Here is a 24,083-nt window from a genome sequence, read left to right on the forward strand (position 1 = left end):
TTCACCCATCCACTTCTTCCTCAGGAGCTCACGATGGCCGACCTGGCCTTCGTCGTCACCACGATCGCGGTCTTCGCGCTGGTGGCACTTGTCGCCAAGGGGGTGACCAAGCTGTGACCGCCGAGAACATCGTCGGCCTCATCGTGGCCGTCGCCCTGCTGGGCTACCTCGTCCTCGCCCTCGTCTTCCCGGAGAGGTTCTGAGTACGGATATGAGCCCCGTCCTTGCTGGTGTGCTCCAGCTGCTCGCCCTCACAGCGGCGCTCGCCCTGGTCCACCGCCCGCTGGGCGACTACATGGCCCGCGTCTACTCCTCGAAGAAGCACCTTCGCGCGGAGAAGTGGATCTACAAGGCCATCGGCGCCCACCCCGACACGGAGATGCGCTGGCCCGCCTACCTGCGCGGCGTCCTCGCCTTCTCCGCGGTCAGCGTCCTCTTCCTCTACCTGCTGCAGCGCCTGCAGGGCTCGCTGCCCGGCTCGCTCGGCTTCAAGGCCATCGACCCGGACCAGGCGTTCAACACCGCCGCGTCCTTCGTGGCCAACACCAACTGGCAGTCGTACTACGGCGAGCAGGCCATGGGCCACGTCGTGCAGACCGGCGGCCTGGCCGTGCAGAACTTCGTCTCGGCGGCCGTGGGGATCGCCGTGGCGGTGGCCCTGGTCCGCGGCTTCGCCCGCTCGCGCACCGGCGAGCTCGGCAACTTCTGGGTCGACCTGGTGCGCGGCACCGTCCGCATCCTGCTCCCGATCGCCGTCCTCGGCGCGCTCGTCCTGGTCGCCTGCGGCGCCATCCAGAACTTCGCCGGCATCCACGAGGTCGGCCAGTTCATGGGCGGCACCCAGCAGTGGAACGGCGGCGCGGTCGCCTCCCAGGAGGTCATCAAGGAACTCGGCACCAACGGCGGCGGCTACTTCAACGCCAACTCCGCGCACCCCTTCGAGAACCCCGACGCGCTCTCGAACCTGTTCGAGATCTTCCTGATCCTGGTGATCCCCTTCGCCCTGACCCGGACCTTCGGCAAGATGGTCGGCTCGGTCCGCCAGGGCTACGCGATCCTCGCCACGATGGCGACGATCTGGCTCGGCTTCACCGCCCTGATGATGTGGACCGAGTTCCACCACGGCGGCCCGGCGTTCGACCTGGCCGGCGGGGCGATGGAGGGCAAGGAGACCCGCTTCGGGATCGGCGGCTCGGCGATCTTCTCGGTCGCCACCACGCTGACCTCGACCGGCGCGGTCAACTCCTTCCACTCCTCGTACACCGGCTTCGGCGGCGGCATCGACATGCTGGGCATGCAGCTCGGCGAGATCGCCCCCGGCGGCACCGGATCCGGCCTCTACGGCATGCTGATCATGGCGATCATCGCGGTGTTCATCGCGGGCCTCATGGTCGGCCGCACCCCGGAGTACCTGGGCAAGAAGATCGGCACCCGCGAGATCAAGCTGGCGGCCTGCTACATCCTCGTCACCCCGGCCCTCGTCCTCGGCTTCACGGCCGTCGCGATGGCGCTGCCCACGCCCGGCGACTCGATGACGAACTCGGGCGCGCACGGCTTCTCCGAGATCCTCTACGCCTACACGTCCGGGGCCAACAACAACGGCTCGGCCTTCGCGGGCCTGAACGCCGACACGCAGTGGTTCAACAGCACCATCGGCCTCGCGATGCTGCTCGGCCGCTTCCTGCCGATGGTCTTCGTCCTGGCCCTGGCCGGCTCGCTGGCCGAACAGCGGCCCGTCCCGGCGACCGCCGGCACCCTGCGCACCGAGAAGCCGCTCTTCACCGGGCTGCTCGTCGGCACCATCATGATCATCACCGGTCTCACCTACTTCCCCGCGCTCGCGCTGGGACCGCTTGCCGAGGGGCTGGCGTCATGAGCACTCACACCACGCAGCACGACCGCGACGACCGCGAAGGAGGCGCCGTGGCCACCGCGGAACGCGCCCCCCACCAGGACGTCCCCACCGGCCACCAGGCCACCGCCGACGGCCGGGTCGGCGCCGGCCTCTTCGACCCCGCCCAGCTCCTCACCTCCCTGCCGGACGCCGTCCGCAAGCTCGACCCGCGCGTCATGGTCAAGTCGCCGGTCATGTTCGTCGTCCTGATCGGCTCGGTGGTCACCACCGTGCTCGCCCTCAAGGACCCGGGCGACTGGTTCGGCTGGGCGATCACCGCCTGGCTCTGGCTGACCACGGTCTTCGCCAACCTCGCGGAGGCCGTCGCCGAGGGCCGCGGCAAGGCCCAGGCCGACACCCTGCGCAAGGCCAAGACCGACACCGTCGCGCGCCGCCTGACCGGCACCGCCGAGGAGCCGGTGCCCGGCACCGACCTGCGCATCGGCGACCTCGTCGTCTGCGAGGCGGGCGACATCATCCCCGGCGACGGTGACGTCGTCGAGGGCGTGGCCTCCGTCGACGAGTCCGCGATCACCGGCGAGTCCGCCCCCGTCATCCGCGAGTCAGGCGGCGACCGCTCGGCCGTCACCGGCGGTACGAAGGTCCTCTCCGACCGCATCGTCATCAAGATCACGACGAAGCCCGGCGAGACGTTCATCGACCGCATGATCAACCTGGTCGAGGGCGCCGCCCGGCAGAAGACGCCCAACGAGATCGCGCTGAACATCCTCCTCGCGTCCCTCACCATCGTCTTCCTGCTCGCCGTCGTCACCCTCAAGCCCTTCGCGATCTACGCCGGGGCCGACGAGCAGACCTCGCTGATCGTCCTGACCGCCCTGCTCGTCTGCCTGATCCCGACGACCATCGGCGCCCTCCTCTCCGCCATCGGCATCGCCGGCATGGACCGCCTGGTCCAGCGCAACGTCCTCGCCATGTCGGGCCGCGCCGTCGAGGCCGCGGGCGACGTCTCGACGCTGCTCCTCGACAAGACCGGCACCATCACCCTCGGCAACCGCCAGGCCGCCGAGTTCGTACCGGTCCGCGGCACCACCGAGGCCGCCCTCGCCGACGCCGCCCAGCTCTCCTCGCTGGCCGACGAGACGCCCGAGGGCCGCTCCATCGTGGTCCTCGCCAAGGAGAAGTACGGCCTGCGCGAGCGCCACCAGGGCGAGCTGACCGGCGCCGAGTGGGTGGCGTTCACCGCCCAGACCCGGATGTCCGGCGTCGACGTCGACGGACGCAAGGTCCGCAAGGGCGCCACCGGATCGGTCATCGCCTGGGTCGAGGAGCGCGGGGGAGTCGTCGCCGAGGACGCCCGGCAGCTCAACGACCGGATATCCCAGGCGGGCGGCACCCCCCTCCTGGTCGCCCTGGAGGACGCCGACGGCGCCCGCGTCCTCGGCGTCATCCACCTCAAGGACGTCGTCAAGGACGGCATGCGCGAGCGGTTCGACGAGCTGCGCCGCATGGGCATCAAGACCGTCATGATCACCGGTGACAACCCGCTGACCGCCAAGGCCATCGCGGACGAGGCGGGCGTGGACGACTTCCTCGCCGAGGCCACGCCCGAGGACAAGATGGCGCTGATCAAGCGCGAGCAGGCGGGCGGCAAGCTCGTCGCGATGACCGGCGACGGCACCAACGACGCCCCCGCGCTCGCCCAGGCCGACGTCGGCGTCGCGATGAACACGGGCACGTCGGCCGCCAAGGAGGCCGGCAACATGGTCGACCTCGACTCCAACCCGACCAAGCTCATCGAGATCGTCGAGATCGGCAAGCAACTCCTCATCACCCGGGGCGCGCTGACGACCTTCTCGATCGCCAACGACGTCGCGAAGTACTTCGCGATCATCCCGGCCATGTTCGCGGTCGCCTACCCGAGCCTGGACAAGCTCAACATCATGGGCCTGGCCTCGCCCGAGTCCGCGATCCTCTCGGCGGTCGTCTTCAACGCCCTGATCATCGTCGCGCTCGTGCCGCTCGCCCTCAAGGGCGTGCGCTACCGCCCGATGAGCGCCGACCGCATGCTCCGCCGCAACCTCGGCATCTACGGCCTGGGCGGCCTGGTCGCCCCCTTCATCGGCATCAAGCTCATCGACCTGCTCCTCTCCCTCATCCCCGGAATCGGCTGACCCACGATGAACAACTCCGCAGGAAACGCGGGACGTCTGCTCTGGGCCGCACTGCGCGCCCTCCTCGTCCTGACCGTGGTGACGGGCGTGCTCTACCCGCTGGCCGTCACCGGCGTCGCCCAGGTCGCCTTCCACGACAAGGCCAACGGCTCCGAGGTGAAGGCCGACGGCAAGGTCGTCGGCTCCGAGCTCATCGGCCAGCGCTACGACCTGCCGCTCAAGAAGGGCCAGGAGACGGCCGAGCCGGACCTCAAGTGGTTCCAGCCGCGCCCCTCCAACGGCCTCGGCGAGAACAGCGTCAACACCCAGTACAAGCTGATCCTGTCCGGCGCCACCAACCTCTCCGGCGACAACAAGGACCTCATCCGGCAGGTGAAGGACGCCCAGGCGGCCGTCATCAGGGACAACTCCACCAAGGGCCACCGGATCAGCCCCTCCGACGTGCCCGCGGAGGCGGTCACCTCCTCCGGCTCCGGCCTCGACCCGCACATCTCCCCGGCCTACGCCGACCTCCAGGTGCGCCGGGTCGCCGAGCGGAACCACCTGGGCGTCGCACAGGTCCGGAAACTGGTCGACGACCACACCGACGGACGGACCCTCGGCTTCGTGGGCGAGCCGCGCGTCAACGTCCTCCGGCTCAACATCGCCCTGAAGGAACTCACCGAGAAGGGCTGACGGGCCCGTCCCGCACCGGCGGGAACCGGCGGACCCGGCCACGGCCGGGGCCCGCCGGCTCCCACCGCCACGACACCTACGGCGCCCCGCACGGCGCCACCGGCCCGAAGGGGGCGCCACACCGATGACCCGGGTCCTTGTGGTCGAGGACGACACCCAGCTCGTACGAGCGCTGGTGATCAACCTCCAGGCACGCAAGTACGGGGTGGACGCGGCCCCCGACGGAGCCACCGCGCTGCGCCTGGCCGACGCCCGCCGGCCCGACGTCGTCCTCCTCGACCTGGGGCTGCCCGACATGGACGGCATCGACGTGCTCCGGGGGCTGCGCGGCCGGACCCGGGCCCCGGTCCTCGTCCTCACCGCCCGACGCGGCTCCGACGAGAAGGTGGTGGCGCTCGACGCGGGCGCCGACGACTACATCACCAAGCCGTTCAGCATGGACGAGCTCCTCGCCCGCCTGCGCGCCGCGGTCCGCCGCACCGAGACCACCCCCGCCACGCGCGAGACGGCCGCGGTCACCACCGACGACTTCACCGTCGACCTGGTCGCCAAGAAGGTCACCCGACACGGCCACGACGTCCGCCTGACCCCCACGGAATGGCAGCTCCTGGAGATCCTCATCCGCCACCCGGGCCGCCTCGTCCCCCAGCGCCGCCTGCTGCTCGACGTCTGGGGCCCGTCCCACGCGACGAAGACGAACTACCTGCGCGTCTACATGGCCCAGCTCCGCCGCAAACTGGAACCGGACCCCTCCCACCCGCACCACCTGATCACGGAACCGGGCATGGGCTACCGCTTCGAACCCTGACGCCGGTCCTCACCGTGCCGGCGGCCGGCCGAGGGGCGTGCCGGGCCCGTGGGGCGCCGCGGGGGAGACGGCCAGCTGGTCGTCGGCGATGCCCTGCACCACCGACGGCTCCACGAGCGCGACACTCGCCAGATGCTCGGCCCAGCCTGCCGTGCCGAGGACCTGGGCCAGCAGACGTCTGGTGTGCGGAGCGTCCGTGTGCTTCGCCAGCTCCAGCAGGGCCCGCACCCGCAGCTGGGGGTCGGGGATCCCGTGCGCCGCTTCCTCCGCGTGCCCGTGGCGACCGAGCAGCGTGAGAGTCGTCGTCAAGTCGACCAGGACGCGGGACCGTTGCTCCTGACGCAGCAGGCCGACGAGGGACTCGATGTCCCTCACCAGGTCGAGACAGCGGTTCCGGTCCCCTGCTTCGGCCCGGGAACGGGCGACCCTGCCGAGAGCCGAGGTCCTCCGGTGGAGGTCCTGGACCTCCCGTGCGAGCGCCACGGCCCAGTCGTGGTCGTGAAGCGCGAGGGCGAGGTCGATCAATTCACTGTGGATCTGCGCCTGTTCGCCGGTCCGCTGCGCCCCGTGGGTCAGCGCCGCGGCCTGGTGCCCGAGCCCCTTGGCCCGCTCCGCGTCGCCCATCGCCATCAGGGTGCGAGCCAGGTTGAGGAGGGCGAGGCCCTGTTGGCAGGCGTTGCCGGTGGGGTCACGAAAGCGCGTCTCCGCCGTCTCGGCGAGCCGGTGGGCGCGCTCGTCGTGCCCCAGCAGGGCATCCAGGTGCGCCAGGCCCACCAGGGCGTCGATCTGATCCTGCGGACCGAGCAGCGACCGACTGAGCTCCTCCGCCCGCGCCCTGAGCTTGTGGGCGCGGTCATGCGCACCGTCGACCGCGTACTTCCGGGCCAGGTCGAGGAGAAGGTGGAGCCGCCTGACAGGCGTGCGGATCAGCGCGGCGAGGGCCTCGGCCAGGTCAGGCTGCTCCATGTCCACCGCGGCCACCCGCACGAGGGCGACGAGTTCCCCTTCCCTGACCCCGGAGACCGCGGGCAGCTCCGCGACGCACTCCTGGGCGCTGATCGCTCCCCCTTTGACGAGCTGCAGGAGCGCCCGGATACGCCGGTCCGGCACGGACACGCTCCGTGCCAGGAGACGGGCGAGTTCGAGGTCTCCCGCGTCGCATACCGCCATGACGACCCTGACCAGAACCACCGACCTCTCGCTGGAGGTCAGCGGGCCCTGGGCCAGTGCGGACGCCTCCTGGGACAGGACCCCGGCGTGTTCCCGCCGCCCTGCGCGTGCTGCCGTACGGGCGAGTTCCGCCACGATGCGCGCCCGTGCGGCCGGTTGAGGCAGCGCGGACGCGATGGCCTCCGCCTCGGCCGAGAGGGCTTCCCACCGTGCGGGATCTCCCGCGACGGCGGCCGCCAGCGCCAAGATGTTCAGTGCCTGCGCCCTGCGGAACGGGTCGGGGACGGTCCGTACGAGATCGAGGGCGTGGGCGTGCTCGCCCAGGTGCGCTAGGGACACGGCGACACTCCTGATCGCGGCCGCCTTGTGCGACGGCTTGGCGATGCTCAGTGCGCTTCGTTCGGCTCGTTCGGCGAGCCGCCGGGCGCGGGCCGGATCGCCCGCGGCGATGGATGCCTCGACCAGGTCCGACAGGGCACTGACCGTCTGGCGGGGGTCGTCCACCGAGAGGACGACGGCCTCGGCTCCGGCCAGATCGCCGACCGCGCACCGCGCTTTGGCCACGTCCGCCAGCACACGGGCCCGTACGCCCGCCTGACCGGCCGTGCCGGCGAGGGCGTGCGCCCGGCTCAGGTCGCCGGACGCGAGGAGCGTCTCCACCAGCGCCAGGAGGGCGCGGTTGTGGCGGTCCGGCACGACGATGCTGTGCAGCACGGCTTCCGCCCGCTCCGGCGAACCCAGCGCCGCCCACAGCGCCGCAAGACCCACGGGAACATGGTCGTTCCGCGCCTTCAACGCGTCGTGGTGCAGGGCCAAGCGGGCCATGGCGAGCAGGTCCGGGTCCTGCTGGCCGAGGATCATCTCCTGCGCGGCCGTGACCTCCGCGAAGGCGGCGGCGTCGCCGCCCGTCACCTGGAGCATCCGGTTGTGGCGACCGGTGTCCGTGGCGCCCGCGACCATGCGCGGCAGATCGTTCGCGATCCGCAGGGCCCGGAAGTAGCCGTGCAGCAGAAACTCCGGAGTGCGGGCGGGCCAGCCCTGCTTCCGGTAGTCGTCCGACCATTGGTGGAGCCGCTCGCGATGACCGGCCACGCCTCTGTCGCCCAGCACCCGCAGAGCCGTGCTGCGCAGCTCGTCGTGGCCGAGGACGTACACCTCCTCCTTGGCCCAGGGGCTCAGCAGCGACGAGAAGGTCCGGCCGGGCACCGAACGGATGTGACGCCCGACCGTGTAGGGGGACGCGCCCGTGAGTTCGGCCAGGTCCTGTTCGCTCAGGCCGCCGTCGGCGGCGGTGATGAGGCCGAGGATCTCCCGCTCCAGACCGGGTGCGTCCGCGAGCCGCTGGAGTTCCCGCTCCGCGTCGGCCCTGACCGCCTCCGCATGGGGCGACACCGGGAGGTCGCGCACGACCCGGGGATCGCGCAGCGGATGGCCGTCCGGCACATCGGCCGGAAGGGGAGGGTGGGGGCGGCCGGCGACAATGACGCGGAGCCCCGCCGGAGGCCGCGCGGGGAGCAGGGCCGCGATGCTGTACGACTCCGGCAGGGCGGTCACGCCCTGGTCCTCGTCCAGCCCGTCCACCACGAGCACCAGACGCCTGGCACTCGCCCGGCACGCACGGGCCGCCTCGTCGAGCAGGCTGAGCAGATGCCCTTCCCGTGTGGCGTCGGTGACCTGGGCGGGCATGGGCCGGCCGAGGAAGGCCGCCAGCTGCTCCATCACCACGTCGCAGAACCCGATGCGGTCGTTCTGGCCGGCGAACCGGCCCGTGACGAAGAAGGGGACGAGGTGCACGCCCTCCGGTGGATGCAGGGCGAACCACGAGAGCAGCGCCGACTTGCCGGCCCACGCGGGACCTCGCAGCCACAGGTAGGAGCTCTCCTCCGCTCCGGTGCAGAAGGCCGCCAGAGCGGCCAGCTCTTCCGTGCGTTCCCGCAGGCACGGCGGTGCGATCCGGCGGATCTGCTCCGGGTATCCGGTCCGGGCCACATGACCGGGCGCGGTCACGGTGATCCCGCCGTCCACGATCAGGGCGCCGGAGACCGCGACACCGCCCACGGCGCGCGCGTGCCCGGTGCCCGTCGCCTCCACGTTCTCCCGCCCCCACACGGATCGCTCGCCGGCCAACGGCACTGCCCTCGTCTTCACTGGTCAGGTCGGTCACCGACGTGTCGGTGCGGTGACGCATGCAGGAACGATGGTGTCAGAACCGGTGAGCGCCGCTGGTGGCTTCGCCCTCATCGAAGGCATCGGTGACCGGAGCGCACCCACGGCGCGGCGCGGAGCTCCCGGGGGCGGTCACGACACAGCCCGGAAAGCAAAAAACCCCACGTGAAGTGGGGTCTCAGCTGGTGTCCGAGGGGGGACTTGAACCCCCACGCCCGATAAAGGGCACTAGCACCTCAAGCTAGCGCGTCTGCCATTCCGCCACCCGGACAAGGTGTCTGTCGTCGCGGGGCGCTCCCCGCAGCGACACAGAGAACATTACCAGGCTTCCAGGGGTACTCGATCACCCCTGTGGTCGGCTGTGAACTGCGGATGACGACACCCGCCCGGCCTTGGGCGAGGGGCCGCGGAGAGAGAGGATGAAGGGGACCACCAGCAGCGAATGCGGGAGGAGCCAGCGTGAGCGGGTCCAGCACGGGTAAGGCCGTCACCGGTGAGGACGAGGTCGTCGACCTCTGTCGCGAACTGATCCAGATCGATACGAGCAACTACGGCGACCACTCGGGCCCGGGGGAGCGCAAGGCCGCCGAGTACGTCGCGGAGAAGCTCGCCGAGGTCGGCCTCGAACCCAAGATCTTCGAGTCGCACCCCGGCAGGGCCTCGACGGTCGCCCGGATCGAGGGCGAGGACCCGTCGCGGCCCGCGCTCCTCATCCACGGCCACACGGACGTCGTCCCGGCCAACGCCGCCGACTGGACGCACCACCCCTTCTCCGGGGAGATCGCGGACGGCTGCGTGTGGGGCCGGGGCGCCGTCGACATGAAGGACATGGACGCGATGACCCTCGCGGTCGTGCGCGAGCGCATGCGCACCGGTCGCAAGCCCCCGCGCGACATCGTCCTGGCCTTCCTCGCGGACGAGGAGGCGGGCGGCACGTACGGGGCGCGGCACCTCGTCGACAACCACCCGGACCTCTTCGAGGGCTGCACGGAGGCGATCAGCGAGGTCGGCGGCTTCTCGTTCACCGTCAACGAGAACCTCCGGCTCTACCTCGTCGAGACGGCCCAGAAGGGCATGCACTGGATGAAGCTGACCGTGGACGGCACCGCGGGACACGGCTCCATGATCCACAAGGACAACGCGATCACCGAGCTCAGCGAGGCCGTCGGGCGGCTGGGCCGGCACAAGTTCCCGGTGCGGGTCACCAAGACCCTGCGGCACTTCCTGGACGAGCTGGGCGACGCGCTCGGCACCGAGCTCGACCCGGAGAACATGGACGAGACGCTCGCCAAGCTCGGCGGCATCGCCAAGCTCATCGGCGCCTCGCTCCAGAACACCGCCAACCCGACGCAGCTCGGCGCGGGGTACAAGGTGAACGTGATCCCCGGGCAGGCCACCGCGCACGTCGACGGCCGCTACCTGCCTGGCTACGAGGAGGAGTTCCTCGCCGATCTGGACCGCATTCTCGGTCCGAGGGTCAAGCGCGAGGACGTACATGCCGACAAGGCATTGGAGACCACCTTCGACGGAGCGCTCGTCGACGCGATGCAGACCGCGCTGCGGGCCGAGGACCCGATCGCCCGTGCCGTGCCGTACATGCTCTCGGCCGGCACGGACGCCAAGTCGTTCGACGACCTCGGCATCCGCGGCTTCGGCTTCGCGCCGCTGAAGCTGCCGCCGGAGCTGGACTTCGCCGGCATGTTCCACGGCGTCGACGAGCGGGTGCCGGTCGACGGCCTGAAGTTCGGTGTCCGGGTGCTCGACCGGTTCATCGACGCCTCGTGACGTGCGCCGCACGTGAGCTGACGTGACCTGACGTGACACGGCCGGGACCCTTCGGGAACCGGCCGTTTTACGTGCTGAAACGACTCTCCAATAATCGCCAGCGCGTACGTACTTGACTGAAAAGAGTGAAAGCCCGCGCGCGCTCGTAGCCCCACTACTTCCCCCTCGTTACAGGTGGTGCAGTCCGCGGCTGGGACTGCATTTGCCAACAAGGAGGAATAATGATCAAGAAGGTCGTCGCTGCTGCGGCTGCCACTGGTGGTCTCGTGCTCGCTGGTGCGGGCATCGCCGCTGCCGACGCCGGTGCCCAGGGTGCCGCCGTGAAGTCCCCCGGTGTGGTCTCGGGCAACGTCATCCAGGTCCCGGTCCACGTGCCGGTCAACGCCTGCGGCAACACGGTCTCCGTGATCGGGCTGCTGAACCCCACCTTCGGCAACACCTGCATCAACAAGTGACGTTGTTGTGCCTCACCCCGTGAAGGGCTGAGGCCGTCGGCCCCGGAGTGCGCGCCATGCACTCCGGGGCCGACGGGCATGACGCGTCCGGGCAAGCGGGCCCGTACGCATTCCGGAAGGCAAAGGCAGGGAACAGCTATGCGACAGGTCACGCGCAAAGGCCTGATCACCGTGGCGGCCGCCACCGGCGTGCTCGCCGCGACCGGCGGATACGCGCACGCGGACTCGGGCGCCGACGGGAGCAGTTCGGATTCCCCGGGCGTCCTGGCGGGCAACAGCGTGCAGCTTCCCGTGCACGTCCCGCTCAACGTGTGCGGAAACACCGTGAACGTGGTCGGGGTCCTCAACCCGGCGGCGGGCAACAAGTGCGCCAACACCTCCCACGGAGGCGGTGGCGGCGGTGGCTACGGCGACGACGGCGGCTACGGCGACAACGGCGGGCACCACCAGTCGGGCGGCGGATCCACCGCTCACGGCCACACCGGCGACTCGCCGGGCGTCGGCTCCGGCAACAACGTGCAGCTGCCGATCCACGCCCCCGTGAACGTCTGCGGCAACAGCGTCACCATCGGCGGCCTCGGCAACGCCGCCATGGGTAACGAATGCGCCAACGACGACGGCGGTACGGTCACGCCGCCGAGCGGCGAGAAGCCCCCGACGGGACCGGAGCACCCCGGGAAGCCGGAGCAGCCGGGCAACCCCGGCACGCCCGAGCAGCCCGTCAAGCCCGCGCACCCGGGCAAGCCGGGTCAGCCCGGCACCCCGTCCTCCCCGCAGCAGGTCAGCCCGGTCGACCGTGCGATCCCGAACCAGCCGGGCGCCCAGGCCGTCACCCCGCCCGAGGGCACCTCGCAGCTCGCGTCGACCGGCAGCGAGCTGCCGCTCGGTCTCGCGCTGCCGGTGGGCGCGGGCGCGCTGATCGCGGGCACCGTGCTCTACCGCAGGGCCCGGGCGACCGCCTGAGACACCCCGCGTCCCAGGGCGCCGAACGGAGCGGGCCCCGCCGTGGCGGGGCCCGCTCCGTTTCTCGTGCGCGTTCTCGTGCCCGTTTCCCGTGCCCGGTCCGCCCGGCCCGTCCGCGCCGCGGGTCAGGCCCGGCGGTTCACCAGGTCGCTCTCAGCTGGCGGATGATCCGCCGTTTCAGCCGCACTCTGCGGCTTCCGTCGGGGTGCAGACTCAGGCGGTCCAACTCCCAGTGTCCGTACTCGGCGTGGTCCGTCAGCAGGCGCGTGGCTTCCTTGCGGGTGACCCCGCGCGGTACATACACGTCGACAAATTCGTATTCCGGCATCGCATCTATTGTGCGGGCATGGGCCCGGTACGGATAGCGTCTGCACTATGTCTGATGCTGCGCAGCCCACCGCTGCCGAGGTACGTGCCGCCGCCGAGGCGGTCAAGACCGCGCTCGACCGCCACCTGGCCGCGGTCGAACGCAGGTCGGGCGAGGACGATCCCGCCGTCTACGAGGCGTTCAACGAACTCGCCGCGGCGGCCGAGGAGTACGACGAGCTCCTCTACGACCGCTACGACGAGGTCACCCCCTTCGAGATCCCCGGCACGGACGACGCCCTGCCGCCGTACCAGGGCCCGGACGAGGCGAACGCCCTGAGCGTGCTGATCCGCCGCGACTACACCGTGGTGGAGCCGCAGCGGCTCCTCGCCCAGGCCCAGCGGGTCGCCGACCTGGAGGCGGGCCGGGACACCGGAGCCGGTTCCGCCGACACCGTGCACAGTGCGCTCGGCGTCCTCTTCGGCGAGTTCGAACCGGACGAAATCTCCTCCCGGCACAAGGAATTCGGCCTGGAGGAGGGCGACTCCACGCTCTGGGTCAACGCGGTGGACGCCCCGGCCGAGCCGGGGGAGTGGCTCGACGCCCCCTTCGACCAGGCCGACCCGCACCGGGTGGTGTGCCGCTTCGACGTCAGCGTGGTCTTCGACGACGAGCTGGACGACGAGGGCCTCGACGGCCTCGACACGGACGACGACATCGACCCGGACGTGGCGGTGCCGCTCGACGAGATCGACGACGAATCGGACGACGAATCCGATGGACCCGACGAACCGGATGATGCGGTCGACGGTGTACGACGGCGCGGGGCCGCCCACCCGTAGGACCGGGCGACGCTCATGGTGCCCGCCGCCCCCGTCCGGGGGTGGCGGGCACACCCGCATCCGGGCCCGGGCCCGGCGGGTCAGGCCGTGGCCGCCGGCACCTGCGGGCGCAGCAGCGTCTGCAGCCGCGTCGTACGGTCCTTCCACAGGCGCTCCGCGACCGCGCGGGGCAGCGCCTGCTCCACGCCCTGCACGACCGAGAGATGCCGCTCGCCGCGGCTGAACGCGGTGTACACCCAGGGGCGGGTCAGCTGTGCCGCCGCGTCGCCCGGCAGCACCACGACCACGGCCGGCCACCGCTGCCCCGCCGCCTGGTGCGCCGTGAGCGCCCAGCCGTGCCGCACCTCGCGCTCCACCCGCTCCTTGGGGACGACCACGGGCGCGCCGTCGCACTCCAGGTGCAGCCCCTCCGCGTCCGCGCGCACCACGCGGCCGAGCGTCGTGCGGCCCGCCGCGGGCGCGTGGGCCACCCGGTCGTCCGGGTCGAAGCCGCCGAAGCGGCCGGGGCCCGGATTCAGCCGTTCCTTCAGGGCGGCGTTGAGCGCGCGGGTGCCCGCGGCGCCGCCGTGGCCCGGCGTGATGACCTGCGTCTGCCCGGCGGGTACGCCGATCGCCCGCGGCACCGAGTCCGCGACGAGCTGCACGGTGCGGTGGATCGCCTCGGCGGCGTCGCGCACCGGGACCAGGACGACCTCCTTGCCGGGGGCCTCGACCTGGTTCAGCTCGCCGATGGCGATGCCGGACGTCAGCTCCCCGAGGGGGCCCGGGTCCGGGGTGCGGGAGACGACCTGCGGGCAGCAGCGCGCGGCGAGCAGGTCGGCGAAGACCCGGCCAGGACCCGCCGACCACAGCACGCCGGGATCGCCGCTGAGCACCAGGCGGGCGCCGTCCGGCAGCGACTCGACGAGCATCGCCGCGCTCTCCACGTCCAGCTGCGGCGCGTCCAGGACGACCAGGAGGTCGAGCGCGAGCGCGCCGTCCGCGTCCCGGCCGGGGCCCTGGGCGCCGGAGAGCAGCCCCGCCACGGTCACCGCGCCGTCCGCCCGGTCCGTCGCCCGCGCGAGGCGGTCGCGGCCCTGGCCGGCGTGGGCGGCTGCGCAGACCCGCAGGCCCAGCGCCGCGGCGGCGGCCACCAGGGCCGCGGGCTCGGCCCGCGCCTCCTCGCCGCCGGAGTGCAGCACGAGGCCGTGCCCGGCGACGGCGCGGATCAGCTCGGCGGCCGACCCGGACGTCCGGGCCGCGGCGGCCTCCCAGTCCGCTTCCCGCGGGCCCGGGGCGTCGTCCTTGGCCGACGAGTTGATCACGCGGGCGAGGCCGTCGGCGAGACTCTCCTCCGCGAGGGCGTACCGCTCCAGGCCGATCAGGACGCGGACGGGGCGCTCCGGCTCGGCGTCCTCCTCCGCGCCGTCCGCCGCGTCCCGCGCGCTGTCCTCGTCGGCGCGCTGGACCGGCACGTCGGTCCCTTCGACGGCGTCCTGGAAGACCAGGGCGTCGCCCTCGGCGACGGCGCTCTGCACGGCCGCGTCGGGGTCCGGCACCGCACGCTGCCCGAGGGCCGCGGTCAGGGCCGACGCGTCGAGCGCGGTGTGCCCCGCGACGGCGGCCTGCTCCAGGAGCCATACGGTGACCGCGCGCCCCCTGCGCTCGTCGTCGGGCCCGCACTCCGGGCCGAGCAGTGCCCGGGCGAACCCGTCGGCCTGCTCGGGCCGCACGCCGGTGACCCGCAGCAACTGCCAGGGGTCCGCGCGCAGTTGGTCGTCGGCGCCGTCACCGAGCGCGGCCGCCGTCGGCGCGGCGAGCGCGGCCGGGGCGCCTCCCTCGGCCAGCACGGCGCCGACCGCCTCGACGGCCTCGGCCGCGGGGGCCTGCGCCCCGGCCTCCCGCGGCGGGCGCACGGGCTCGGGCGCGCGGGACGGGGCGGGCCTGCGGGGGGCCGGCTCCGGCTCACGGAAGGCGCTCGCCACCGGCTTGTCGCCGCTCTCCACAGCCCGCACGGCGGCCAGCAGATCGGCGGCGGTGCCGCTCAGCTTGGTCCCGGCGTCGATCGGCGCCTGCTTCGCTGCCTTGCGCTGCTCGATGCGCTCCCGCAGCTCCCGCTGCGCGGCGATCTCGGCCTCGGCCTCGGACAGCTCGGCGCCTTCGGCCTTCTCCTTGCCGTCGGCGTCTGTGTCTGTGTCTGTGTCTGTGGCGGCGTCAGACTCCGTGTCGCCGTCGCCGTCGCCACCGGCACCGTCGTCCTCGCCGGACTCTTCGACCGTGTCCGCCGTGTCCGCCGTGTCCGCCGTGTCCGCCGTGTCCGTCGCCTCCGGGGCGTCGTCCGGCGAGGTCCCGCTCTCCGGTGTCGTGGGCGCCGTCGGTGTGGTCTCCTCCGCGCCCGGTGACTCCGCTTGCTCCGCGGCAGCGGCCCCGGGGTCCTCCGCGGCGGCGGGTTCCGTACTCACAGCGTGCTCCAGTCGTGATCGGGATAGCGGTGCACGGGCGCCGACACGTCGTCGAGCGCCCGGCAGATCTCGTCAGGAAGACTAAGGGTCTCCACTGACAATGCGGCCGTGAGCTGCTGCGCGTTGCGCGCGCCGACGATCGGGGCCGTCACTCCGGGGCGGTCCCGCACCCAGGCGAGGGCGACCTGCAGCGGGGTGACCGCGAGCCCGTCGGCCGCGGTCGCCACCGCGTCGACGATGCGGCTCGCCGTGTCGTCGAGGTAGGGCGCGACGAAGGGCGCCAGGTGGTCGGAGCCGCCGCGCGAGTCGGCGGGCGTGGCGTGCCGGTACTTGCCGGTGAGCACGCCCCGGCCGAGCGGCGAGGACGGCAGGAGCCCCACGCCCAGGTCGAGGGCGGCCGGCAGCACCTCGCGCTCGACGCCGCGCTGCAACAGCGAGTACTCCATCTGGGTGCCGGCCAGCCGGGTGCGCGAGCCGGGCAGCGCGAGCTGCCAGGTGGCCGCCTTGGCCAGCTGCCAGCCGCAGAAGTTGGAGACGCCCGCATAGCGGGCCCGCCCGCTGCTGACCGCCAGGTCCAGGGCCTGCAGCGTCTCGTCCAGGGGCGTCCCCGGGTCGAAGGCGTGGACCTGCCACAGGTCCACGTGGTCCGTGCCGAGGCGGGTGAGCGAGGCGTCGAGCGCGGCGAGCAGATGGCCCCGCGAGCCGTCGAAGCGCCGCTCGGGGTCGGGCACGCTGCCCGCCTTCGTCGAGATGACCAGATCGCGCCGGGGCACGAGCCGCTCGATGAGGCGCCCGAGCAGGTATTCCGCCTCGCCGTCGCCGTACACGTCGGCGGTGTCGACGAGGGTGCCGCCGGCCTCCCAGAACACCTTCAACAGGTCGGCGGCGTCGTTCTCCTCGGTGTGCCCCCAGGTGAGGGTGCCGAGTCCGATGCGGGACACGCGCAGGCCGGTGCGGCCGAGATGCCTCTGCTCCATGGGCGCTGAGATTACTGGCCGGATCCCCGTGGCGGGCGAGCCTGTGGACAAACCAGCGACTGTGGAGAACCCGGTCACCCGTTCCAGGAGATCCGGTCACCCGTTCCCTCCGTCACTGACGGATCCACCACCGCGCGCTACAGTCCCCGGCACAAGGACGTTACTGATGAGTAAAGCGGTAAGGGGATCGGTCATGCAGCTCGGGATCAACCTCGGCTACTGGGGCGCGGGGATGGACGCGGACAATCTCGCCGTCGCCAGGGAGGCCGACCGGCTGGGCTACGCGGTGTGCTGGGCCGCGGAGGCGTACGGCTCGGACGCCGCCACGGTGCTGTCCTGGGTGGCGGCGCAGACCGAGCGGATCGACATCGGTTCCGCGATCTTCCAGATCCCGGCCCGGCAGCCCGCGATGACCGCGATGACGGCGGCCACCCTGGACTCGCTCTCCGGCGGCCGCTTCCGCCTCGGTCTCGGCGTCTCGGGCCCGCAGGTCTCCGAGGGCTGGTACGGCGTGAAGTTCGACAAGCCGCTGGCGCGCACCCGCGAGTACGTGGACATCGTCCGCAAGGCCATGACCCGGGAGCGCCTCTCGTACGAGGGCGCGCACTGGACGCTGCCGCTGCCCGGCGGCCCCGGCAAGCCCCTCAAGCTGACCGTCCACCCGGAGCGCGAGCACATCCCGCTGTACGTCGCCGCGATCGGCCCCAAGAACCTGGAGCAGACCGGCGAGATCGCCGACGGCGCCCTGCTGATCTTCCCGGCCGCCGAGCACCTGGAGGAGACCGCGGTCCGCCACCTGCGGGCGGGCCGCGAGAAGGCGGGCAAGACGCTGGAGGGCTTCGACATCGTCCCGACGCTGCCGCTGGCCGTCGGCGAGGACTCCCAGGTCGGCGCGCTCGCCGACATGTTCCGGCCGTACACCGCGCTGTACGTGGGCGGCATGGGCAGCCGCAAGCAGAACTTCTACAACCAGCTCGCGCAGCGCATGGGCTACGAGAAGGAGGCCGCCGAGATCCAGGACAAGTACCTCTCGGGCGACAAGGAGGGCGCCGCGGCCGCCGTGCCGCAGCAGCTGATCGACTCGACCACCCTGCTCGGTTCGGTGGACCGGATCGCCGACCGCATGCGGGCGTACGCGGCCGCAGGCGTCACCACGCTCACGCTGGCCCCGGCGGGCTTCACCCTGGAGGAGCGCCTGACCGCGCTGCGCGCCGGCACGGAGGCCCTGGAGCGCTCCGGCGTCGCGTAGCGCGTGCGGCCGGAAAGCGGCCTGAGGAGGGACCTGGCGAGGGCCTGCGGCGGGACCTGCGGCAGGGCCCGAGGAGCGGCCTGCGGAGGGCCGGGGGAGAGCCGGGGGATTCGGAGAAGTCAGCGGCCGTGGTGGGGGCTCGGGGGGTCTTCCCCGCCACGGCCGTCACGGGTAACAACGCGCCACCGGGCGCGCGGTTACGGCCTCGTGGCGGTGTCGGCGTCCTTCGTTCGGCGCAGTGGGCCGCGGCACCTGTTGCCCGACACGCGACCTCGCACTTGACTATTTCTTTGCGGAGGTTCGCGCACAGGGGCATGGAGGTGCCAGTGATGCTGTCGGCCAGGAGTGTCTTCAGGGAGATCCTCGACCAGGACGAGTCGTTCCGGCTCTTCTGCTCCATCGCCGCCAGCGGCGAGGCCCAGGGCGGCTGGGAGAACGGGCGCATCGCCGCCCTCGTCCCCGAGGGCGAGCGCGCCCTCGCCCCCAAGATCGCCCGGCACGGCGCGGACGAGGACAAGCACGGCAGGATCTTCCACGCCCTGCTGAAGAAGCGCGGCCTGCGGCCGGTCGCCGTGCCGCACGAGACCGACTACACGATGCTCCTGGAGAAGCACGGCATCGGCCTCGCGCACGAACAGCTGAAGGCCGACAAGCCGCTCACCGTGCCGGACATCGTCACCTACCTCGCGCACAGCAGAGTCACCGAACAGCGCGCCTCCGAACAGATGCGGCTGCTGCTGCGCTACTTCGCCGACCACCCGGACATCGGCCGCGCCGTCCGGATGATCTCCGCCGACGAGGACAACCACCTGGCGTACTGCCACGAGGAGTTGCTGCGCTTCGCGCGCGCCGGGCACGGCCGGGCGATCCAGCGCACCCTGCGCGAGTGCGCGCTCGCCGAGATCCGCGTCTACCGCGACGTCAGCCTGTCCGTGATGGACCACATGGGCCGACTCCTCCACTGGCCGCACGCCAAGCGGCAGCTGCTCACCGGCGGCATCCACGCCATGTACGCCGCCGAACGGGCCGGCGGCTGGCGGCGGATGGTCTCCCTGCGGATGCCCGAGCGGCGCGACGCCCTGGGCGGTCCCGCGACCGCCGCCCCCGAGCTCGCCTGACGCCCGGGCGCCGGGCCGCGCGCTACAGCCAGCCCCGGCGCTTGAACAGCCGGTACAGCAGGACCTCCAGGACGGCCATCAGGAGGATCACCGCGGGATAGGTCCACCACCAGTGCAGCTCGGGCATGTGGTCGAAGTTCATGCCGTAGATGCCGGCGATCATCGTGGGGACCGCGGCCATCGCCGCCCAGGCCGAGATCTTCCGCATGTCGTCGTTCTGCCGCACGCTCATCTGCGCCAGATGCGCGGACAGAATGTCCGACACCAGCCGGTCCAGGCCCTCCACCGACTCGTTCACCCGCGTCAGGTGGTCGTTGACGTCCCGGAAGAACGGCTGCGCCGAGCCGTCCACGAAGGGCACCGACGCGCTGAAGGGGCCCACTCCGGAGAGGCGGGCCAGCGGCAGCGCCAACGGTCCCGTGGCCCGGCGGAATTCGAGGATCTGCCGCTTGAAGGTGTAGATCCGCGACGCCGTGTTCCGCGACGCGCTGCCGCCGTCCGGCGAGAAGACCTCCGCCTCCAGGACCTCCAGGTCGGCCTGCAGCTCGTCGGCGACCTCCAGGTAGTGGTCCACCGAGGCGTCCGCGATCGAGTACAGGACCGCCGTCGGGCCGTGCTTGAGGACGTCCGGATCGGCCTCCAGACGATGGCGTACGACCCCCAGGGGCGCGCCCTCGCCGTGCCGGACGGTCACCACGAAGGAGTCGCCCACGAAGATCATGACCTCGCCGGAGGAGACCGTGTCGCTGTCCGGCTCGTACACGACCGGCTTGAGGACCATGAACAGCGAGTCGTCGTAGACCTCCAGTTTGGGCCGCTGGTGGGCCTTGAGGGCGTCCTCGACGGCCAGTGGGTGCAGCCCGAACTCCTGGCTGACCTTGTCGAACTCGTTCGCCGTCGGTTCGTGCAGACCGATCCACACGAACGCGTCACCGGCCGCCCTGGCCTCGTCCAGGGCATCGGAGAAGTCCTCGGGGCCTTCGGTACGTCGCCCCTCGCGGTAGATGGCGCAGTCGACGATCACACAGCGCATTCTTCCCAACCTGCACTCCGGTCGCACCCCCTCGGGCGCATAGGCTGAGCCGCATGCCCACGCTGATCCTCGTCCGGCACGGACGCTCCACGGCCAACACCGCCGGCCTGCTCGCCGGGTGGACCCCCGGCGTGGCCCTCGACGAGCGGGGCGCCGCGCAGGCCGCCGCGTTGCCCGGGCGGCTCTCCGCGCTGCCGATCGCCGAGGTCGTCGCCAGCCCCCTGCAGCGCTGCCAGGAGACCGTGGCGCCGCTGCTCGCCGCCCGCCCCGGCCTCCAGGCCCACACGGAGGACCGCATCGGGGAGTGCGACTACGGCGACTGGTCGGGCCGCAAACTCGCCGAGCTCGTCGACGAGCCGCTGATGGAGGTCGTCCAGCGGCACCCGTCCGCCGCCGCCTTCCCGGGCGGCGAGTCCATGCGGGCCATGCAGACGCGGGCGGCCGAGGCGGTCCGCGAGTGGAACGCGCGCGTGGAGCGCGAGCACGGCGAGGACGCCGTCTACCTGATGTGCTCGCACGGCGACATCATCAAGTCCCTTGTCGCGGAGGCCCTCGGCCTGCACCTCGACCTCTTCCAGCGGATCTCCGTGGAGCCCTGTTCCGTCACGGTCATCCGCTACACCCGGCTGCGCCCCTTCCTGGTCCGCCTCGGGGACACCGGCGACTTCGCCTCGCTGGCGCCCCGTGAGCAGCCGTCCGGCGGCGACGCCACGGTGGGTGGCGGTGCGGGCGCACCGTGATCGTCGCCCGCAGTAGGGTGAACCGGGCCGGAGCGGCGCCCGCGGCTCACCCGTAGCAGCCCAGCCGCTCGGGCCGTTCCAGCCGCCGCGTCGGATCCGTCGCGGCACCCCCGTACCCCGCAGTCGATCCAATGGAGACAGGACGTGTCCCGTCAGGTGTTCCTCTACGACCCCCCGGAGCGATTCGTCGCGGGCACGGTCGGGCTGCCCGGACGGCGTACGTTCTTCCTCCAGGCCTCCGCGGGGATCCGGGTGACCAGCGTCGCCCTGGAGAAGACCCAGGTGGCCGCGCTCGCCGAGCGCATGGAGGAGCTCCTCGACGAGGTCGTGCGCCGCAGCGGCGGCAACGCGGCCGTGCCGGCCGTGGCGCCCACCGAGGTCGCCGACAGCGCGCCGCTCGACTCCCCCGTGGAGGAGGAGTTCCGGGTCGGCACGATGGCCCTCGCCTGGGACGGCGAGGAGGAGCGGATGATCGTCGAGGCGCAGGCGCTCGTCGAGCTGGACGCCGAGTCCGAGGACGACCTCGCCGAGGCCGAGGAGAGACTCCTCCAGGACGAGGAGAACGGCCCGCCGATGCTCCGCGTCCGCCTCACCGGCGCGCAGGCCCGCGCCTTCGCCAAGCGCGCCCTGGACGTCGTGAACGCGGGCCGCCCGCCGTGCCCGCTGTGCAGCCTCCCGCTCGACCCGGAAGGACACGTATGCCCGCGCCAGAACGGATACCGGCGGGGAGCGTGAGCGTCGACGACCCCGTGGCGCTCCTCACCCACGGGGAGCTGACCGTACGCGGCCGGATCCGCGAGGCCTCGAACGCGGTGCTCTACTGCACGGTCGCGTACGAGGGCCAGGAGGCCGCCTGCGTCTACAAGCCGGTCGCCGGGGAGCGGCCCCTGTGGGACTTCCCCGACGGCACGCTCGCGCAGCGCGAGGTCGCCGCGTACGAGGTGTCGCTGGCCACCGGCTGGGACCTGGTGCCGCCGACCGTGCTGCGCCAGGGGCCGCACGGCGAGGGCATGTGCCAGCTGTGGATCGAGGCGACGGGCGACACCGAGCTGCTCGCCCTGGTCGACGGCGAGGAGCCCGGCGAGGGCTGGAAGGCCGTCGGTCTCGCGCAGGTCGACGAGGAGCGCACCGCGCTGCTCGTGCACGCCGACGACGTCCGTCTGCGGCGGCTCGCCGTCCTCGACGCGGTGATCAACAACAGCGACCGCAAGGGCGGCCACCTCCTGGCCACGGGCGAGCGCCTCTACGGCATCGACCACGGCGTCACCTTCCACGCCGAGAACAAGCTGCGCACGCTCCTGTGGGGCTGGGCGGGGGAGCCCCTGACCGACGAGGCGGTCGGCGCCCTCCAGGTCCTGCGGGACGGCCTCAAGGAGGGCGCCGCGCTGGCCGAGCGGCTCTCCGCGCTGATCACCCCCGCCGAGGCGGGGGCGCTGCGCGCGCGGGTGGCCGCGCTGCTGGCTTCGGGGCGCCACCCGGAGCCCTCGGGGGAGTGGCCCGCGATCCCCTGGCCGCCGGTCTAGCCCGTTCGCGCACCCGGCCGGGCGGGCCGGGCGCCGGGCCGCCGCAGGGCCGCCGCAGGGCTCGGAAGGGCCCTCGCGGGGCCCCGTCGGGCCCGGCACACGGGGCCCGATCCCGCAAGAGCGCGGGTCCGGCCATCGCTTCGTTGATCCCCACTCGTATGCGGACGGCCCGTCCGGTTAGGCTCATGGCATGCATGCCTGGCCCGCTTCTGAGGTCCCCGCCCTTCCCGGCAAGGGCCGCGACCTCCGGATCCACGACACCGCGACCGGTGGACTCGTCACCCTCGACCCCGGTCCCGTCGCCCGTATCTACGTCTGCGGCATCACTCCGTACGACGCGACCCATATGGGTCACGCGGCGACCTACAACGCGTTCGACCTCGTCCAGCGCGTGTGGCTCGACACCAAGCGGCAGGTTCACTACGTCCAGAACGTGACCGACGTGGACGACCCGCTCCTGGAACGCGCCAACCGCGACGGCAAGGACTGGGTCGAGCTCGCCGAGGGCGAGACCGCGCTGTTCCGCGAGGACATGACCGCGCTGCGCCTCCTGCCGCCCCAGCACTACATCGGAGCCGTCGAGGCGATACCCGGCATCGTGCCGCTCGTCGAACGCCTCCGGGACATGGGCGCCGCCTATGAGCTGGAGGGCGACGTCTACTTCTCCGTCGAGTCCGACACCCACTTCGGGGAGGTGTCCGGGCTCGACAGGGCGGCCATGAAGCTGCTCTCCGCCGAGCGCGGCGGCGACCCGGACCGTCCGGGCAAGAAGGACCCGCTCGACCCGATGCTGTGGATGGCCGCCCGTGAGGGCGAGCCGAGCTGGGACGGCGCGAGCCTGGGCCGCGGCAGGCCCGGCTGGCACATCGAGTGCGTGGCGATCGCCCTCGACCACCTGGGCATGGGCTTCGACGTGCAGGGCGGCGGGTCCGACCTCGCCTTCCCGCACCACGAGATGGGCGCCTCGCACGCGCAGGCGCTGACCGGCGAGTTCCCCTTCGCCAAGGCGTACGTCCACGCGGGCATGGTCGCCCTGGACGGCGCGAAGATGTCCAAGTCCAAGGGCAACCTCGTCTTCGTGTCGAAGCTGCGGCACGACGGGGTCGACCCGGCGGCGATCCGGCTCGCCCTCCTCGCGCACCACTACCGCGCGGACTGGGAGTGGACCGACGGCGTCCTCGAAGAGGCCGTCGAGCGGCTCGGCCGCTGGCGTGCGGCGGTGTCCCGTCCCGACGGGCCGCCCGCCGAGGCGCTCGTCGAGGAGCTGCGGGAGGCTCTGGCGAACGACCTGGACGCGCCGGCCGCGCTGGCCGCGGTCGACCGGTGGGCCGCGGCGCAGGCCGCGGACGGGGGCGTGGACGAGGGGGCGCCGGGGGTGGTGTCGCGGGCCGTCGATGCGTTGCTTGGCGTGGCCTTGTAGCGGTTCGTCCTGTGGCGGTCGGCCTCTGGCCAGGTCGATCGCCCTCCGGGCTCGTCCTCAAACGCCGGACGGGCTGGGGGTGTGCGGTCGGTTTTTGGGTGCGGGTTGATCGCCCTGCGGGCTCGTCCTCAAACGCCGGACGGGCTGGGGGGGGTGCGGTCGGTTTTTGGGTGCGGGTTGATCGCCCTGCGGGCTCGTCCTCAAACGCCGGACGGGTTGGGGGGGTGCGGTCGGTTTTTGGGTGCGGGTTGATCGCCCTGCGGGCTCGTCCCCAAACGCCGGACGGGTTGGGGGGGTGCGGTCGGTTTTTGCGTGCGGGTCGATCGCCCTCCGGGCTCGTTCTCAAGCGCCGGACGGGCTGGGGGGTGTGCGGTCCGTTTTTGCG

20 protein-coding genes and 1 tRNA gene are annotated in these 24,083 nt (G+C 72.3%); 15 read left to right on the forward strand and 6 right to left on the reverse strand.

From position 1 onward, the window contains the following. The first annotated feature begins 113 nt into the window (after positions 1-113). The 5 genes from kdpF (at position 114) to ACFYXE_RS36690 (ending at position 5,509) form a co-directional block, all read left to right on the forward strand. Positions 114-203: a K(+)-transporting ATPase subunit F gene (gene kdpF / locus ACFYXE_RS36670; RefSeq protein ID WP_055544543.1), complete on the forward strand. Its 90-nt coding sequence runs from the start codon at positions 114-116 to the stop codon at positions 201-203. An 8-nt stretch (positions 204-211) separates the two neighbouring features. After that, positions 212-1,876, forward strand: coding sequence for a potassium-transporting ATPase subunit KdpA (gene kdpA / locus ACFYXE_RS36675; protein ID WP_361177208.1), 1,665 nt, complete (start codon positions 212-214; stop codon positions 1,874-1,876). Then, complete coding sequence (kdpB, locus tag ACFYXE_RS36680; protein WP_389320412.1) at positions 1,873-4,026, forward strand: potassium-transporting ATPase subunit KdpB; 2,154 nt, start codon at positions 1,873-1,875, stop codon at positions 4,024-4,026. The genes kdpA and kdpB overlap by 4 nt, the downstream gene beginning before the upstream one ends. A gap of 6 nt (positions 4,027-4,032) precedes the next feature. After that, positions 4,033-4,701, forward strand: a complete 669-nt coding sequence (locus ACFYXE_RS36685) for a potassium-transporting ATPase subunit C (protein ID WP_361177204.1) — start codon at positions 4,033-4,035, stop codon at positions 4,699-4,701. A 124-nt stretch (positions 4,702-4,825) separates the two neighbouring features. Further along, a complete protein-coding gene (locus ACFYXE_RS36690; protein ID WP_389320416.1) occupies positions 4,826-5,509 on the forward strand; it encodes a response regulator in 684 nt (227 codons plus the stop codon). A 9-nt stretch (positions 5,510-5,518) separates the two neighbouring features. Here ACFYXE_RS36690 and ACFYXE_RS36695 read toward each other — a convergent pair whose 3' ends face one another. Both ACFYXE_RS36695 and ACFYXE_RS36700 read right to left on the reverse strand, forming a co-directional pair. Beyond that, positions 5,519-8,806: a hypothetical protein gene (locus ACFYXE_RS36695; RefSeq protein WP_389320419.1), complete on the reverse strand. Its 3,288-nt coding sequence runs from the start codon at positions 8,804-8,806 to the stop codon at positions 5,519-5,521. Positions 8,807-9,028: 222 nt separating this feature from the next. Continuing rightward, positions 9,029-9,116: transfer RNA gene (locus ACFYXE_RS36700), tRNA-Leu, on the reverse strand. A 188-nt stretch (positions 9,117-9,304) separates the two neighbouring features. Here ACFYXE_RS36700 and ACFYXE_RS36705 point away from each other — a divergent pair. From ACFYXE_RS36705 to ACFYXE_RS36715, 3 genes are all read left to right on the forward strand, one after another. After that, on the forward strand, positions 9,305-10,630 hold the full coding sequence (locus tag ACFYXE_RS36705) for a M20/M25/M40 family metallo-hydrolase (RefSeq protein ID WP_389320422.1): 1,326 nt from the start codon (positions 9,305-9,307) through the stop codon (positions 10,628-10,630). A gap of 221 nt (positions 10,631-10,851) precedes the next feature. Then, positions 10,852-11,085, forward strand: coding sequence for a chaplin ChpH (gene chpH / locus ACFYXE_RS36710; RefSeq protein WP_361177196.1), 234 nt, complete (start codon positions 10,852-10,854; stop codon positions 11,083-11,085). 138 nt (positions 11,086-11,223) lie between these two features. After that, positions 11,224-12,048, forward strand: coding sequence for a chaplin family protein (locus tag ACFYXE_RS36715; protein WP_389320426.1), 825 nt, complete (start codon positions 11,224-11,226; stop codon positions 12,046-12,048). A gap of 139 nt (positions 12,049-12,187) precedes the next feature. Here the strand turns inward: ACFYXE_RS36715 and ACFYXE_RS36720 are convergent, their stop codons facing one another. After that, a complete protein-coding gene (locus ACFYXE_RS36720; RefSeq protein WP_150219581.1) occupies positions 12,188-12,376 on the reverse strand; it encodes a DUF5703 family protein in 189 nt (62 codons plus the stop codon). 47 nt (positions 12,377-12,423) lie between these two features. Between ACFYXE_RS36720 and ACFYXE_RS36725 the strand changes: the two genes are divergently transcribed. Then, positions 12,424-13,197: a hypothetical protein gene (locus tag ACFYXE_RS36725; RefSeq protein WP_389320430.1), complete on the forward strand. Its 774-nt coding sequence runs from the start codon at positions 12,424-12,426 to the stop codon at positions 13,195-13,197. Positions 13,198-13,277: 80 nt separating this feature from the next. Here the strand turns inward: ACFYXE_RS36725 and ACFYXE_RS36730 are convergent, their stop codons facing one another. Together ACFYXE_RS36730 and ACFYXE_RS36735 are read right to left on the reverse strand one after the other, a co-directional pair. Continuing rightward, on the reverse strand, positions 13,278-15,638 hold the full coding sequence (locus ACFYXE_RS36730; protein ID WP_389320433.1) for a helix-hairpin-helix domain-containing protein: 2,361 nt from the start codon (positions 15,636-15,638) through the stop codon (positions 13,278-13,280). Then, positions 15,635-16,615 (reverse strand): aldo/keto reductase, encoded by a 981-nt coding sequence (locus tag ACFYXE_RS36735; RefSeq protein WP_389320436.1) that lies wholly within the window; start codon positions 16,613-16,615, stop codon positions 15,635-15,637. Before ACFYXE_RS36735 ends, ACFYXE_RS36730 begins: the two co-directional genes overlap by 4 nt. Positions 16,616-16,808: 193 nt before the next feature. On the opposite strand from ACFYXE_RS36735, the gene ACFYXE_RS36740 reads away from it, so the two are divergent. Further along, positions 16,809-17,864 (forward strand): LLM class F420-dependent oxidoreductase, encoded by a 1,056-nt coding sequence (locus ACFYXE_RS36740; RefSeq protein ID WP_361180648.1) that lies wholly within the window; start codon positions 16,809-16,811, stop codon positions 17,862-17,864. Between the two features lie 329 nt (positions 17,865-18,193). Further along, positions 18,194-18,982 (forward strand): ferritin-like domain-containing protein, encoded by a 789-nt coding sequence (locus ACFYXE_RS36745; RefSeq protein ID WP_389320439.1) that lies wholly within the window; start codon positions 18,194-18,196, stop codon positions 18,980-18,982. A 22-nt stretch (positions 18,983-19,004) separates the two neighbouring features. Here the strand turns inward: ACFYXE_RS36745 and corA are convergent, their stop codons facing one another. Then, positions 19,005-20,006: a magnesium/cobalt transporter CorA gene (gene corA, locus ACFYXE_RS36750; RefSeq protein ID WP_389320442.1), complete on the reverse strand. Its 1,002-nt coding sequence runs from the start codon at positions 20,004-20,006 to the stop codon at positions 19,005-19,007. A 62-nt stretch (positions 20,007-20,068) separates the two neighbouring features. On the opposite strand from corA, the gene ACFYXE_RS36755 reads away from it, so the two are divergent. From ACFYXE_RS36755 to mshC, 4 genes are all read left to right on the forward strand, one after another. Beyond that, positions 20,069-20,755 carry a histidine phosphatase family protein gene (locus ACFYXE_RS36755; RefSeq protein ID WP_389320445.1) on the forward strand — a complete coding sequence of 229 codons (687 nt, stop codon included), beginning with the start codon at positions 20,069-20,071 and terminating at the stop codon, positions 20,753-20,755. A gap of 144 nt (positions 20,756-20,899) precedes the next feature. After that, a complete protein-coding gene (locus ACFYXE_RS36760) occupies positions 20,900-21,490 on the forward strand; it encodes a DUF3090 domain-containing protein (protein WP_361180642.1) in 591 nt (196 codons plus the stop codon). Then, the gene (locus ACFYXE_RS36765) at positions 21,454-22,278 is read left to right on the forward strand and encodes an SCO1664 family protein (RefSeq protein WP_389320449.1); all 825 of its coding nucleotides are present in this window, start codon (positions 21,454-21,456) and stop codon (positions 22,276-22,278) included. Before ACFYXE_RS36760 ends, ACFYXE_RS36765 begins: the two co-directional genes overlap by 37 nt. Positions 22,279-22,468: 190 nt before the next feature. After that, a complete protein-coding gene (mshC, locus tag ACFYXE_RS36770; protein ID WP_389320452.1) occupies positions 22,469-23,698 on the forward strand; it encodes a cysteine--1-D-myo-inosityl 2-amino-2-deoxy-alpha-D-glucopyranoside ligase in 1,230 nt (409 codons plus the stop codon). Positions 23,699-24,083 lie beyond the last annotated feature (385 nt).

Origin of the sequence: Streptomyces sp. NPDC002564 (assembly GCF_042889645.1) — a bacterium.
Taxonomy (GTDB): Bacteria; Actinomycetota; Actinomycetes; order Streptomycetales; family Streptomycetaceae; genus Streptomyces.

Excerpts from the sequence above, each read along its gene's own strand:
- ACFYXE_RS36685 (WP_361177204.1), top strand. The coding sequence starts at position 4,033 with ATGAACAACTCCGCAGGAAACGCGGGACGTCTGCTCTGGGCCGCACTG.
- mshC (WP_389320452.1), top strand. The coding sequence starts at position 22,469 with ATGCATGCCTGGCCCGCTTCTGAGGTCCCCGCCCTTCCCGGCAAGGGC.
- ACFYXE_RS36735 (WP_389320436.1), bottom strand. The coding sequence starts at position 16,615 with ATGGAGCAGAGGCATCTCGGCCGCACCGGCCTGCGCGTGTCCCGCATC.
- kdpB (WP_389320412.1), top strand. The coding sequence starts at position 1,873 with ATGAGCACTCACACCACGCAGCACGACCGCGACGACCGCGAAGGAGGC.
- ACFYXE_RS36755 (WP_389320445.1), top strand. The coding sequence starts at position 20,069 with ATGCCCACGCTGATCCTCGTCCGGCACGGACGCTCCACGGCCAACACC.
- ACFYXE_RS36715 (WP_389320426.1), top strand. The coding sequence starts at position 11,224 with ATGCGACAGGTCACGCGCAAAGGCCTGATCACCGTGGCGGCCGCCACC.
- kdpA (WP_361177208.1), top strand. The coding sequence starts at position 212 with ATGAGCCCCGTCCTTGCTGGTGTGCTCCAGCTGCTCGCCCTCACAGCG.
- ACFYXE_RS36740 (WP_361180648.1), top strand. The coding sequence starts at position 16,809 with ATGCAGCTCGGGATCAACCTCGGCTACTGGGGCGCGGGGATGGACGCG.
- ACFYXE_RS36745 (WP_389320439.1), top strand. The coding sequence starts at position 18,194 with ATGCTGTCGGCCAGGAGTGTCTTCAGGGAGATCCTCGACCAGGACGAG.
- ACFYXE_RS36690 (WP_389320416.1), top strand. The coding sequence starts at position 4,826 with ATGACCCGGGTCCTTGTGGTCGAGGACGACACCCAGCTCGTACGAGCG.
- ACFYXE_RS36765 (WP_389320449.1), top strand. The coding sequence starts at position 21,454 with ATGCCCGCGCCAGAACGGATACCGGCGGGGAGCGTGAGCGTCGACGAC.
- ACFYXE_RS36725 (WP_389320430.1), top strand. The coding sequence starts at position 12,424 with ATGTCTGATGCTGCGCAGCCCACCGCTGCCGAGGTACGTGCCGCCGCC.
- chpH (WP_361177196.1), top strand. The coding sequence starts at position 10,852 with ATGATCAAGAAGGTCGTCGCTGCTGCGGCTGCCACTGGTGGTCTCGTG.
- ACFYXE_RS36720 (WP_150219581.1), bottom strand. The coding sequence starts at position 12,376 with ATGCCGGAATACGAATTTGTCGACGTGTATGTACCGCGCGGGGTCACC.